Source organism: Ensifer sp. Root142 (assembly GCF_001426785.1).
Classification (GTDB): Bacteria; Pseudomonadota; Alphaproteobacteria; order Rhizobiales; family Rhizobiaceae; genus Ensifer; species Ensifer canadensis.
The window spans coordinates 831287-842647 of record NZ_LMFK01000012.1; the positions used below are offsets into that span (position 1 = coordinate 831287).

The 11361-nt window shown below is 61.0% G+C and carries 15 protein-coding genes; 6 read left to right on the plus strand and 9 right to left on the minus strand.

The annotated features are described in order from the left end of the window. Positions 1-62: 62 nt before the first annotated feature. From ASD52_RS16520 to gstA, 3 genes are read right to left on the minus strand one after another with little or no spacing between them, the layout of a single operon-like run. Positions 63-275, minus strand: coding sequence for a 4-oxalocrotonate tautomerase family protein (locus tag ASD52_RS16520; protein ID WP_025426299.1), 213 nt, complete (start codon positions 273-275; stop codon positions 63-65). Between the two features lie 10 nt (positions 276-285). Beyond that, on the minus strand, positions 286-681 hold the full coding sequence (locus ASD52_RS16525) for a nuclear transport factor 2 family protein (protein ID WP_025426300.1): 396 nt from the start codon (positions 679-681) through the stop codon (positions 286-288). Then, positions 678-1292, minus strand: coding sequence for a glutathione transferase GstA (gene gstA / locus ASD52_RS16530; RefSeq protein ID WP_025426301.1), 615 nt, complete (start codon positions 1290-1292; stop codon positions 678-680). Before gstA ends, ASD52_RS16525 begins: the two co-directional genes overlap by 4 nt. Before the next feature lie 135 nt (positions 1293-1427). On the opposite strand from gstA, the gene ASD52_RS16535 reads away from it, so the two are divergent. Then, entirely contained in the window at positions 1428-1826 is a 399-nt protein-coding gene (locus tag ASD52_RS16535) for a helix-turn-helix domain-containing protein (RefSeq protein ID WP_025426302.1), read from the plus strand. Between the two features lie 27 nt (positions 1827-1853). Here ASD52_RS16535 and ASD52_RS16540 read toward each other — a convergent pair whose 3' ends face one another. Continuing rightward, positions 1854-2774, minus strand: coding sequence for a LysR family transcriptional regulator (locus ASD52_RS16540; RefSeq protein WP_025426303.1), 921 nt, complete (start codon positions 2772-2774; stop codon positions 1854-1856). Between the two features lie 150 nt (positions 2775-2924). Here ASD52_RS16540 and ASD52_RS16545 point away from each other — a divergent pair, with 150 nt between their 5' ends. Further along, on the plus strand, positions 2925-3197 hold the full coding sequence (locus ASD52_RS16545) for a DUF2798 domain-containing protein (protein WP_025426304.1): 273 nt from the start codon (positions 2925-2927) through the stop codon (positions 3195-3197). A 195-nt stretch (positions 3198-3392) separates the two neighbouring features. Next, the gene (locus ASD52_RS16550; RefSeq protein WP_225906455.1) at positions 3393-4154 is read left to right on the plus strand and encodes a class I SAM-dependent methyltransferase; all 762 of its coding nucleotides are present in this window, start codon (positions 3393-3395) and stop codon (positions 4152-4154) included. A gap of 61 nt (positions 4155-4215) precedes the next feature. On the opposite strand, the gene ASD52_RS16555 is transcribed toward ASD52_RS16550, so the two are convergent. Both ASD52_RS16555 and ASD52_RS16560 read right to left on the minus strand, forming a co-directional pair. Beyond that, entirely contained in the window at positions 4216-6375 is a 2160-nt protein-coding gene (locus ASD52_RS16555; protein WP_025426306.1) for an inverse autotransporter beta-barrel domain-containing protein, read from the minus strand. Positions 6376-6683: 308 nt separating this feature from the next. Continuing rightward, positions 6684-7571 carry a VOC family protein gene (locus tag ASD52_RS16560; protein ID WP_025426307.1) on the minus strand — a complete coding sequence of 296 codons (888 nt, stop codon included), beginning with the start codon at positions 7569-7571 and terminating at the stop codon, positions 6684-6686. Positions 7572-7878: 307 nt separating this feature from the next. On the opposite strand from ASD52_RS16560, the gene ASD52_RS16565 reads away from it, so the two are divergent. After that, a complete protein-coding gene (locus tag ASD52_RS16565; protein WP_025426308.1) occupies positions 7879-8301 on the plus strand; it encodes a universal stress protein in 423 nt (140 codons plus the stop codon). Between the two features lie 65 nt (positions 8302-8366). Continuing rightward, positions 8367-8711, plus strand: coding sequence for a TraR/DksA C4-type zinc finger protein (locus ASD52_RS16570; RefSeq protein WP_025426309.1), 345 nt, complete (start codon positions 8367-8369; stop codon positions 8709-8711). A gap of 185 nt (positions 8712-8896) precedes the next feature. Here ASD52_RS16570 and ASD52_RS16575 read toward each other — a convergent pair whose 3' ends face one another. Next, positions 8897-9352, minus strand: a complete 456-nt coding sequence (locus ASD52_RS16575; protein ID WP_025426310.1) for a GNAT family N-acetyltransferase — start codon at positions 9350-9352, stop codon at positions 8897-8899. Between the two features lie 236 nt (positions 9353-9588). Between ASD52_RS16575 and ASD52_RS16580 the strand changes: the two genes are divergently transcribed. Continuing rightward, positions 9589-10251: a hemolysin III family protein gene (locus tag ASD52_RS16580; protein ID WP_025426311.1), complete on the plus strand. Its 663-nt coding sequence runs from the start codon at positions 9589-9591 to the stop codon at positions 10249-10251. Between the two features lie 17 nt (positions 10252-10268). Here the strand turns inward: ASD52_RS16580 and ASD52_RS16585 are convergent, their stop codons facing one another. Together ASD52_RS16585 and msrB are read right to left on the minus strand one after the other, a co-directional pair. Continuing rightward, positions 10269-10793, minus strand: a complete 525-nt coding sequence (locus ASD52_RS16585; protein ID WP_025426312.1) for a hypothetical protein — start codon at positions 10791-10793, stop codon at positions 10269-10271. 114 nt (positions 10794-10907) lie between these two features. Continuing rightward, on the minus strand, positions 10908-11315 hold the full coding sequence (msrB, locus tag ASD52_RS16590) for a peptide-methionine (R)-S-oxide reductase MsrB (protein WP_025426313.1): 408 nt from the start codon (positions 11313-11315) through the stop codon (positions 10908-10910). Positions 11316-11361 lie beyond the last annotated feature (46 nt).

The window sequence follows — 11361 nt, forward strand, 5'->3', positions numbered from 1 at the left end:
TGGAACGCGACCGGGCAAGCGTTCGATCGTTCGCTGGGCAGACCCAAGGCAGTGAGGAACGACTAGCTCTTTGCTTTCAGTTGCTTTCGATATTCCTCCACCGGCAGGCCACCGACGCCCCAGTCTTCGAATGCCACCTCGTCGATGACGACGAAGGTGGTGGCCGGGTTCTTGTCGAGCACCGTGACGAGCAGGTCGGTGACGCCCTTGATGAGCGCCGCCTTCTGTTCGCTGGTCGCGCCTTCGCGGGTGATCTTGATGTTTACATAGGGCATTGCTGGCTCCTTAGCCTGGTTGTCGGATGTCGTAGTGAAAGACCTTGGCGATGATCTGCCAGCGTCCGTCAACGAAGATCAGCGACAGGAAGTCGGTGAACGCCTTCTCGCCGATTGCGCATTGTACCTTGGCGAAGGCCGTCACCGGGCCGGCAAATTCGATCGAGACGATCCTGTCTGCGCGCACCTCGCCACGGCTTGCCGGCGAGGGACGTTTGTCGACGATCGGGAAATACCTGTTCATGTCGAGTTCGAGCAGTTCTCCCCCAGTCGCGGTGGCGTAGTGGGCTTTCGGGTGAAAAACCTCGCGCAGGATCGCCGTGTCGCTGTGGTAGAGCCCGTCGAAGTAGCGCCCGAGCACATCGATGACGGCCGCAAAGTGCGGATCGTTGTGGGTGCCGCTCATGCCGCGATCAGCCCTTCGGCCTTCATGGCTGCCTGCACTGCCGGGCGCTCGCGAACACGCTGCATGTAGGCCGTCAGGTGCGGCCACGGGCTAAGCGAAATTCCGGTGACGCTGGTCCAATTGACGACGGTGAAGAGATAGGCGTCGGCAACGGAGAAGGCTTCGCCGAGCAGATGGGCGCGGCCATCGGAAAGCAGGGTTTCGACGTTGCCGAGCCGTTTGGAAACCTGCGCCGCGGCCGTCTCCTTGGCATCGACGCTTGCCGTCTTGCTGAACAGCGGCGAGAACGCCTTGTGCAGTTCGGAGGCGATGAAGTTCAGCTGCTCCTGCAGGCGGGTGCGTTCCAGCGTGCCGTTGGCAGGGGCAAGCCCGGCCTTCGGAAAGCGATCGGCAATGTACTGCACGACGGCCGCACCTTCGGTGACGACGTCGCCGGTTTCGAGCACCAGTGCCGGCACATAGCCCTTGGGGTTGACCGCCTTGAAATCGGCGCCGCTTTCGGTGAGGTGCGTCGCGGTATCGACCTTGACGATCTCGAACTCGACGCCCGCTTCGCGCAGGCTGATATGGGGCGAGAGCGAGCAGGCGCCGGGGGCGTAATAAAGCTTCATGGCCATGTTCCTTTTGCAATGATGGTCTCTGTCGAAGACGGCGGAACCTAAACCGAAGCGATAACTTTTGTATATGAGATTACTTTATGTTACCGACGTTTGCGGTTTCCCCACGGTAACTGGAGAATTTTGCCCATGAGCTTGAAAATTCGAAAGAATAGAGCTGCGGCATTGCCGCCGACCTGCCCGGTCGGGGAGTGCATGGTCATGCTTGGCGGCGCCTGGGCGCCCAACATCATCTGGTATCTGAGCGGCGGTCCACGCCGCTTCAGCGAACTCAAGATCGATATTCCCGGCATTTCGGCGAAGGTGCTGAGCACGCGCCTGAAGGATATGGAGGAAAAGGGTGCGATCGAACGGCGGATCATGCCGACATCGCCACCTTCGGTCGAATACAGGCTGAGCGATCTCGGTCAGGAATTCGTCCCGGCGATCCATGCGATCGTCGAAGTCGGTTACAAGCTCAAGCTTCGCCGCGAGGCAAAGCTTGCAAAGGAAGCCGCGCAGAATGTCGCCCAGGTAGAGCTCGCCTGACGGCGGGATGTTGCGCGATCGTGACGGCTACCACCGACCTTTGAGGGACTGCGCCGCATGCTCAATGAAGGCGCGAACCTTCGGCGTTTCCGCCTGGCGATCGACGAAGCAGGCATAGAAGTCGAAGGGCTCGTGGTCGGTGTTGGCAATGCCTTCGCGCGGTGCGCCGCCGAACAGCGGCACAAGCAGGCCGCGCGCAATCAGGTCCGTTGCGATGAAGGCACCGAGCCGCGTGATGCCGGCGCCGGCGATCGCCATTTCGGCAAGTGTGTCGATATCGTTGCTAACGATCGTTGCCTTCAGTTCCGGCTCAAAACGCAGTCCATCCCGCACGAAACCCCAGCGAAAGATTCGCCCGTGCCCGGCATAGCGGTAGACGAGGCAATGATGATGGATCAGGTCTTCCGGGTGCTCGGGCCGGCCGCGCCGCTCGATGTAGGACGGGGAGGCACAGATGACCATCGGCACCGAGGCAAGCTTGCGCGCAATCAGCCCAGGCTCCAGCTGCAGGCCGAAGCGCACGCTGATATCGATGCCCTCGCCGATGTGGTCGATCTCCCGATCGGTGACGACGAGTTCGATCGAGACCTCCGGATGGCGTGCGGCAAAGGATGGCACGAGAGGCGCCACCACATGACGGCCGAAGGCGACCGAGGACGCGATCTTCAGCGATCCCCGCGGCTCCTGGCTCAGCGATGCGACTGCAACGGCTGCGAGTTCGAGATCATGGACAACGCTGCGCACCCGGTCGAAATAGACCCGGCCGCTTTCCGTGAGGCCCAATTGCCGGGTCGTGCGGCTAAGCAGTCTGGCGCCGAGCGCCCGCTCCAGTCGGGCGATATTCTGGCTTGCCGAGGCCGGCGTGATGCCGAGTTTGCGCGCCGCCGCGGCGATACTGCCTTCCTCCACGCTTCGAACGAAACTCTCGATGCCGCGCAACGTATCCATAATGACATCCATCGACTGTGTATTCCCATTCGATGGTTTTGCCTAACTCTGAGCAAGGCTGCAATGGCCTACCTCCGCGCGACGTCATCCGTATAGTGCCGGCCATGCCGCTGGGATGGTCCGTGCGGGCAAGCTATGGAGATCCTCACCATGGAAGATACGATGCCACCGCCGCGGATCGCGCGCAGCCGCAAGCTGCCACCGCGGGCGGTGCCGATTACCTTTGCCTTCTTCATGTCGGCGATCATGGCGTTTCTGATGTGCTGCGTCATCGTCGGCGTAAACACCGGTATCGATGCCGGCTACCCCGGCCGTGTGCTCAGCACCTATGCGCTGGCGATGCCGGTCGCTTTCCTTTGCGTGCTGACAGTCCGCCCCTTCGTGCTAAAACTCGTCGGTGCCGTCTGCCGCATGCCTGGCTGAGCGTGCGGGTCCGTCCCGGATTTCCGGGGCGGCTGTCAAGTCAGAACTGTCGTCGGCTTGCCGCAGCCGATGGTGCCATGCGCGAAGCTCGTCGCATCACAAAAGCGATCGGCGTGACAATTGAACGACACCGCATCGGAGCATGCTGCTGTATAGGATAGGCGTTTCACTTTCTTCAGCAGTTTGGACGAATGCATGTTGAACAATTCTTACGGCAAGCTTGCCTCTCATGTTTATAATTTAGACAAATATATTGGAAAGTCCTTCGGCGACGTCGAGTATTATCTCGAGCGTTTGAACGAGTGTTCCGGCCCGATACTGGAACCGGCTGTCGGCAACGGTCGCGCGCTGATTCCGCTGCTTGAAGCCGGCCTTGACGTCAGAGGCTTCGACGCGTCGCCAGAAATGCTCGGCTATTGCCGGGCGCATTGCAAGGAACGCTCGCTGACACCGGCGCTATCGCAGCAGACTTTCGAGGCCTTTGCCCATGAGGAGCGCTTCGAGGCGATCGTCATTCCCGCCGGATCGCTGCAGCTGATCGCCGACCATGCCACGGCGATTGCGACCGTCAAACGTTTCCTAGACCATCTTCGGCCGGGCGGTCGCCTGATCTTCGACCTGTATCCGCATGATCTTTTCGCCGACACCCAGCCGAGCATCCGCAATTGGCAGACCGAGGCGGGCGACCTGCTGACGCTGACCAGCCAACGGGTCAAGGCCGACCTGATCGCCCAGACGACCGTGTCGCATCTGCGCTACGAACTCTGGTGCGAAGGCAAGCTGGCGTCGAGCGAGCTCGAATTCTTGACGATGCGCTGGTGGGGCGTGGAGGAAATGGCGCTGACCCTGCGTGCTGCCGGCTTCGTCGATCTCGTCGTTTCCGGCAATTACGACTTCGGCAGCGCGCCGAAGCATGGCGACGAGGTTGTCACCTTCGAGTGCCGCCGGCCGCGGTAGCCGACAGCGTTCTCCAGCAAAAGAAAGCCACGCCCCCACATGGAGGGCGTGGCCGCAAATGTTATCGGCAACGGCTTGCGGCGTTGCTCTGGTCAAGCGGCGAACCGTTCACGGTCAGCACCGAGCCGGGAGCCTGCGTGATGGTGCCGGGTGCCCAACCGGTGTCGAGCAGGCAATCCTTCGGTGTGTTGGTGACGCTGACATTGCCCTTTATGTCGGCAGCCGGGCCGGAGAAGTAGAGGCCCGCCGTACCGGCCTTGTCGACCGTCATGTTGTTGAGAACGATGTTGCTCGCGGCGCCGCCGAGGAACTCATAGTCGCTGCCGTAGATATAGGCGCCATAGGTGCCGGCATTGGTGACGGTGACGTCCTGCAGCGAAATGCCCGAGACCGGGTTGAAGAAGATGCCGGCGTTGCGCGTGCCGTCGATCTTCAGGCCCTTGACGTCGACATTGGTGGTCGTCGCATCGAGGTTCGGGCTGGAGATCAACATCAGGCCATTGATGCCGCCGGCGAGGCGCATGTCGTTGATCGCAACGTTCGACGTGCCCTGCAGCACCACCAGATCCATGTCGCGGTCCTGCTTGGAATTGTCGATCGTCACGCGGTCGAGTTGGATGTCCTTGCCGGCGACGAGCAGCACGCCTTCGCGACGAGAGTTGCTGATGGTGACGTTGTCGAGCTTGATATCTGTCGTGCCGGTGATTAGCTCGTATTCGGTGCGGCTGAGTTTCTTGAATTCGCCGCCGGCAAACACGCCATAGGTGACCTTGTCGATCGTCGTGTCGCGTACGGTCACGTTTGTGCTGCCGATCGCGCTGACGGCGGCATAGGGTGCCTTGTTGGGATTGTAGACCGAGAACTCGCAGGCTGTGTTGTTTTCGCAGATGAACAGGTCATGGATGCGGCTGTTCTCAACCACCGCGCCGTCGACGCGCGTGAAGCGAATGCCGTCATGATTGGTGGCGGAGATGTCGACATTGTCGATCGAGACGTTTCCAGCATCGGCTGCGGCGATGCCGGCGAGACCGCCGCGCACGGACAGCGACGCGATGCTGCTGCCGGACGCCATGGTGACGACGTCTTGTGCCGGATTGTATCCGGTGAGGGTCGTTGCCGCTCCGTGGTTGACGAAGGATGCGGTTGCTCCTCTCCTTGCGCCGCGCACCGCAATAGAGCCACCGCCACCGACAAGCGCCTGGCCGGAGCCGAGCGTCAGCGACTGGTTGAGACCGAGATTGCCATCGGCAAGGATGAGCGCATCGGCCCCGGCTGCGCCGATCAGAGCGTTGATCGAGGCCGCGTCGCCGTTCGCCGAGGAGATGTTGACGACCTTGCCGGGGTTGCGGCCGTTGGCAACGAATTGCGCCGCCTCGACATCGCCGGTTGGGCCGGCATGCGTGCGGATTTTGCTCGAGCGCTCGACACGCTGGACCATCGGGTCGAAGGCATCACTTGCCTTCGCCGTCGCCCCGAATGGGATGCGCAGGCGTGCCATGACGGCACCCTTGAGCTTGTCCTCATTGTCGTAGGTGCCGGTAACGCCGAGTGAGACGGTCGATCCCTCGGAAAGCCCGGGCAGGTTGGCGAAGGTCAGCTCCGCGCGCAGCTTGGCGCCGAACATGTCGTCGAGGTTCTTGCCGCCGTACCAGTAGCTGCCGCCGAAGACTTTCAGCTGGACGTCTGATCCTTCGTCGAAGACCGGAAGCCGCCGGCCGATTTCGGCGTCGAGCCCGCGCCGCCCGCGCTCCTTGCCTTCCTGGACGACGAGCACATGGTCGCGAACATAGGCGGCATTGAAGGCGCTCAGCGTCTTGGCGCCGGAAAGCGGCAGATAGAGATTGCTGCGCATTTCGAGGTCGCCGCTGAGCGCCTCGAGACCGAAGGATACCTGGCTGAACGAATTGCCGTACTCGCTCTTCAGATAGTCGTAGTAGCCATAGGCGCCGATGACCCACTGGTCATTGGCGCGGAAGCGGTAACCGGCGCCGATCGAGCCCTGCCGGACCTTATCGTTTTCTATCGTTCCGCGTGTATCGATGAAAATGGCGTTGCCGGAGTCGAGCACGAAAGGCAGGAAGAAGCCGCCACTGACAGCCGAACCGCCGCTGAAGAAACCGCCTTCGATTTCGGCCTGCGGCCTGAACTCCACAGCCAGGGCCGGGGACGAAAGCATCGTGGCGTCTGCAAGCGCAAACGCTAAAATAGTGTTGTATTTCATATTATTAACTCCGCATACACTGGGCGTGGCGACGCCCATGGCGGTGCGGTTAGATTATAAGACTATTTTACTCAAGTTTATTGATAGATTATCCAAAATCTTTCCAGCGGCGTGATGACGCAGGGCGCGCCAGTGCCGCGTGTTTACAATCCTGGCGATAATCTGGGAATTCGTCTCGGCTGCCGAATCCGCTCAGAAAGGCCCCGCCGCTCGGTCGAACTGGTCGTCCAGCAGAAATACGACCGCGTTGCGGAGTGAGCGACGCAGCGCAGTCGTGGCGGCGGTGGAGGAGGGGTCGCGAGGCGGCGTCAGGCTGCAAGCCTGAGGCCGATCCCCCAGGGATCGACGAGATTGTAAGCAGTGCCGTTTCGCTCGACCTGAATGCCCATCTCGTCGAGCTTGCCAACCGCCTTTGCAAGCTCTGCCGGATCCTTGAACTGGATCGTGTAGTCGGAGAGGCCGGTCATATTGTTCTCGCGCTTGGGCGCGCCGCGAGAGTTCCAGATGTTGGCCGCGACATGGTGGTGATATTTGCCCGAGCCGAAGAAGCTTGCGCCCGGGTAGCGCGCCATCAACCCGAGCCCCAGCACGTCCCGAAAGAACGCGTCTGCCTCGGGGATATCGGACACCTGCAGATGGATGTGCCCGATGCCGGTACCGTCGGCAAGCCCGTTCCAGTCGTCTTTCGGCGCCTCGTCATAGAGCGCCTGCAGGTTGAGCGGCAGCGTATCCATGCCGACGGTTCCGTCCGGCTTGAAGTTCCAATCGGTCCGCGGCCGATCACGATAGACCTCGATGCCGTTGCCTTCCGGGTCGGCGAGATAGATCGCTTCGCTGACGAGATGGTCGGACGCGCCCTGCAGGCGGACATTGTTATGGGCGGCATGGGCGAGCCAGCGTCCTAGTTCCTGACGGTTCGGAACGAGGAAAGCGGTATGAAAGAGACCAGGTGCGTTTCGTGGCGCCCTGGCGACATTGCCGGCCGTGGTCAGCGTCAACAGCGGCCGGGCGCCAACGCCCAGCGTCTCGCCGCTGGCGCTCGTCTCAAGCGGCTTAAGACCCATGATGCGCTGATACCACTGCGACACTGTCGCCAGATCCTCCACGACCAGATGCGAATGATCGACATGCGCCGGCATCGCCAATGCGTGATTGGCCGCAATGTCGATAGGCGGTGTGCTCTGGGTGGATATCATCTGTTGTCTCCTTGCGCGGCGAAACCGGTGGCCCTTTCGGGCCTCAGTTTCGTTGAAACTGCCCGGTGAATATGGGCCGAAGTCGGCGTTCACGGAAGACCGTCAGTCATTTGATGTTGTGTTCGATGAGCGTTGACAGTGGCCGTTGTCGCCCTAGCTCAATTACACAGGGCAATGCGATCGCGGCGCTTTCGATTTGATTTCAATCAATGCCGGAAGAACCGTCTGGGCTCAGTCTCGAATGCGTGGGATTTGCCCCCGCATTTCGGTGCCGGCGATCCGGGTAGGCAACGCAAAGGAGTGCAGCATGTACAAGAAGATCATCGTCCCTATTGCCATGGATCAGCTGGAGCATGGCGAGTCCGTGCTCGGCATTGCAGAAAAGCTGATCGATGAAGGGGGCGAGATTGTTCTGCTCAATGTCGTCGAGGATCTGAACGCCTATGCCCAGGGCTACATGATCGTCGATTTCCCGCTTGAGATGGTCGAGGAATCGCGCAAGCATGCGACGAAGACGCTGGAAGCGATGAAGGCCAAGCACGGAATCAATGGACGCATCGAGATCCGCACCGGCGGCGCGGCCGGCACGATCAATGCGCTCGCCCACGAAGAAAACGCCGACCTCGTCATCATTGCCTCGCACCGGCCGGGTCTCATTGACTATTTCATCGGATCGACCGCCAGCCGGGTCGTCAGCCATTGCCCCTGCGCCGTTCTCGTCGACCGGTGAGCCGCCAACAATCAAGAACAGGAGCGGGGCGCGCCCGAAGCGCCACGACTTCAAGGAGTCTTCCCATGGACAAGCTTGCGCTTGACGACTTTCGTGAACGGCTGAGCAGCCGCAAACGCGAACTCTACGGCCGACTGGTGAAGATCGAGCACGATCTCGATGAGCCGATGAATGCCGACGTGCCGGATCGGGTAACCGAACGGGAGAACGACGAGGTGCTGGAGGGCATTGGCCTTGCCGGTCAGGAGGAGATCCGTGGGATCGACGCGGCGCTCGACCGTATTGCGGCCGGCACCTTCGGAACCTGCGTGCGTTGCGGCCTACCGATTTCCGCAGAACGGCTCAATGCCGTGCCCCATGCGCCGCTCTGCCAGGAATGCGCCGCCGAGGTCGCCGCCGGCGCGAAGTGACGATGTTTTTCGGCGACTGTTACTTGCCCTAGAGGCTGCTTGCGATAGGCAGCCTCGCTGCTACGTCTTACAGCGCCGCGCGTCTTACTAGACGCGCAAAGGTCGCTGTAACACTTTGAATTGCTGCATGTTTTTATCCTTAAATCGAATAGGATTTAACGAAACATGCAGTAGGTGATCCGGACTTACCTGACGCTCGTCAGGTCGAGCTTCAATCTCGGCAAGAACCGTCCTGGTATAACAGAGGCGACCACTCCGTCATCGACCGCCCCCAGCCGGCGATAGAAATCGGCTGCGCCCGGGTCGGCATCGACAGTCATGACCTTCGCACCCTTGCGCAGCGCCGTTTCCACGCTCCATTCGAACAGGCGTCGGCCGATCCCGCCACCCAGCGCGGCCGGATCGACGAACAGCTTGTCGAGATCGGCGATCTCTCCGTGATACAGGACCTGCGCCATGCCGACGATATCGTCATCCTGAACGGCAATCTGGATATCCGACTGCATCCAGTCGTCCGCCGTCACCGTCAAGGCCGGGCGGCAGGCGGCCATGAAGGCCTCGTCATAGCCCCAGACGGCCTTTGATCTTAGGCAAAGCGCCGTCAGGATTGCTGCCTGTCCCGGCTCCGGCGTGCGCAGCAAAACTCTCCTTTGGACGTTGTTCTCCCGCCTCTGCGGACAATTTGGTCGCAACCCGTGCTGCAGACAAGGGACGTCCGTCTTCGCAATCACGTCATGTCTCTGTTGTAATGCGTTGCAAAAGTTGATGCTTTCGCCATCGTCGAGCACTTTGCCACGGCGCCAGGCTGTGGCAGGATAAGGCAAATAAGCAAGACGACCGCCGCCTGAGCGCGAAAGAAGGTCGGAAGCGGGGTAAAGTGGAATTCGCCGGCGTCAAGTGGAACTACGATCGATCGGAACTGATTGCCGATGGCATCGTGCACGGCGTCGGCCTTGCAGCGGCCCTCGTCGGCGTAACAGCACTTATCTTTTACGCGATGCTCTGGAGCACGACCGGCCAGCTTGCTGCCGCCGCGATCTATGGCGCGGGACTGCTGGCAACCTTGTCGATTTCGTTCCTCTACAACCTCTACCCGGTTTCGCGGACCAAATGGTTTCTGCGCCGTTTCGACCACTCGTCCATTTTCGTGCTGATCGCCGCCACCTACACGCCCTTCCTCCAGCGCGGCTGGGAGGATCCGTTCCTGTTTGCGATGTTGATTGGCATCTGGGCGATCGCCACCCTCGGCGTGGTGATCAAGTGCCTCTTCCCCGGCCGCTTCGACCGGCTTGCGATCCTGCTCTATCTCGCCATGGGCTGGAGCGGCGTGCTTGCGGTGGGGCCGTTATTGTCGGCACTCTCGGCGACAACGTTCGTGCTGATCCTGATCGGCGGCATCATCTATTCCGCCGGCGTGATTTTCCATGTCTGGGAAAAGCTGCGGTTCCAGAACGCCATCTGGCATTCCTTCGTCGTCACCGGCGCCGCAGTGCATTATTCGGCCGTCGTCAGCTGTCTGAGCGGCACGGCGATTTCCTGATCAAAAAATCCGGGCGCTCAGTTCGGGGCGGCTACGGGGGCTGCCGCCACTGGCGTCTGCTGGCAGCCTTCCGAGGGCCTCAGAGCCTCCGCCATCCGCGAGATGACGCCATCGAAGCTGGTCAACCGGCTCTTGCGGTACTGCAGACGGAAATAGGCGGCGCTGCCGTCGCAGAGTGCGATGGCGCGTGTGTAAAACACTTCCTCGCCGCGTACGCCCGAGAAACTGGCCCAGGCTGAGGTCACGCGTGAATAGGAAATCCGCCATTGGTCTTCCCGCTCGGTCGCCATGCGGTCGTTGACGTCGATCTCGAAATCGCCATCGACAAGTTCACTGCCAAAAACGGAGAGCGTGGCGCCGTTATCGTTGGCATGAAAGCTGACACCGTCGCCATTGTCGGCTTCACCTTGCACTTCGAAGCCCGGCGGAATGTCGAGAATATAGCCGAAGCGGGGATTGGCGTAGGCGTGCCAGTCATTGTCTGCCGCGGCCGGGCAAGCAGCCGAGAACAGAAGAACGAATGCAGCCAGAATGCGACGCATGCGGACCTCCTTCCGGCTTGCTTCGACGGTTTCACTATCAATAGCACATCCGTGCACGAACAGCTGTTTCTATTGGAACAGCGCTGAGCTTGCGAATGCTTCCGTCTGTTTGCGTCAATCCTCGGTAAACGTCATCGCGTGACCATTGAGACAGTAGCGCAGACCGGTCGGCGGCGGGCCGTCGGGAAAGACGTGTCCGAGATGGGCATCGCAGTCGGCGCAGCGGATTTCTGTGCGCACCATGAAGTGCGAACGGTCCTCGATCTCGCGGATCGCCTCGTCGTCGATCGCCGCGAAATAGCTCGGCCAGCCGCAACCGGAATCGAACTTGGTATCGGAGCGGAACAGTGCCCGGCCGCAGCAGACGCATTCATAGGTGCCCGCCTTCTTGTTGGCGAGGAACGGGCCGGTGAAAGGGCGCTCGGTGCCGTGCTCGCGGGTGATGCGGTACTGTTCGGGCGACAACTGCGCGCGCCACTCCGCTTCGCTCTTGATCACTTTCGCCGCCCTTGCGTCTCTCATCGAAGATCTCCCTGTGATTTTCGCGACTATATAGGATCGGCGGTGA

What these genes read in the sequence shown, in the direction of transcription:
- ASD52_RS16585 (WP_025426312.1), bottom strand. Translation starts at nt 10,793, where the DNA reads ATGCGTCGCATTCTGGCTGCATTCGTTCTTCTGTTCTCGGCTGCTTGC.
- ASD52_RS16520 (WP_025426299.1), bottom strand. Translation starts at nt 275, where the DNA reads ATGCCCTATGTAAACATCAAGATCACCCGCGAAGGCGCGACCAGCGAA.
- ASD52_RS16525 (WP_025426300.1), bottom strand. Translation starts at nt 681, where the DNA reads ATGAGCGGCACCCACAACGATCCGCACTTTGCGGCCGTCATCGATGTG.
- ASD52_RS16565 (WP_025426308.1), top strand. Translation starts at nt 7,879, where the DNA reads ATGTACAAGAAGATCATCGTCCCTATTGCCATGGATCAGCTGGAGCAT.
- ASD52_RS16570 (WP_025426309.1), top strand. Translation starts at nt 8,367, where the DNA reads ATGGACAAGCTTGCGCTTGACGACTTTCGTGAACGGCTGAGCAGCCGC.
- ASD52_RS16560 (WP_025426307.1), bottom strand. Translation starts at nt 7,571, where the DNA reads ATGATATCCACCCAGAGCACACCGCCTATCGACATTGCGGCCAATCAC.
- ASD52_RS16535 (WP_025426302.1), top strand. Translation starts at nt 1,428, where the DNA reads ATGAGCTTGAAAATTCGAAAGAATAGAGCTGCGGCATTGCCGCCGACC.
- msrB (WP_025426313.1), bottom strand. Translation starts at nt 11,315, where the DNA reads ATGAGAGACGCAAGGGCGGCGAAAGTGATCAAGAGCGAAGCGGAGTGG.
- gstA (WP_025426301.1), bottom strand. Translation starts at nt 1,292, where the DNA reads ATGAAGCTTTATTACGCCCCCGGCGCCTGCTCGCTCTCGCCCCATATC.
- ASD52_RS16550 (WP_225906455.1), top strand. Translation starts at nt 3,393, where the DNA reads ATGTTGAACAATTCTTACGGCAAGCTTGCCTCTCATGTTTATAATTTA.
- ASD52_RS16555 (WP_025426306.1), bottom strand. Translation starts at nt 6,375, where the DNA reads ATGAAATACAACACTATTTTAGCGTTTGCGCTTGCAGACGCCACGATG.
- ASD52_RS16545 (WP_025426304.1), top strand. Translation starts at nt 2,925, where the DNA reads ATGGAAGATACGATGCCACCGCCGCGGATCGCGCGCAGCCGCAAGCTG.
- ASD52_RS16540 (WP_025426303.1), bottom strand. Translation starts at nt 2,774, where the DNA reads ATGGATACGTTGCGCGGCATCGAGAGTTTCGTTCGAAGCGTGGAGGAA.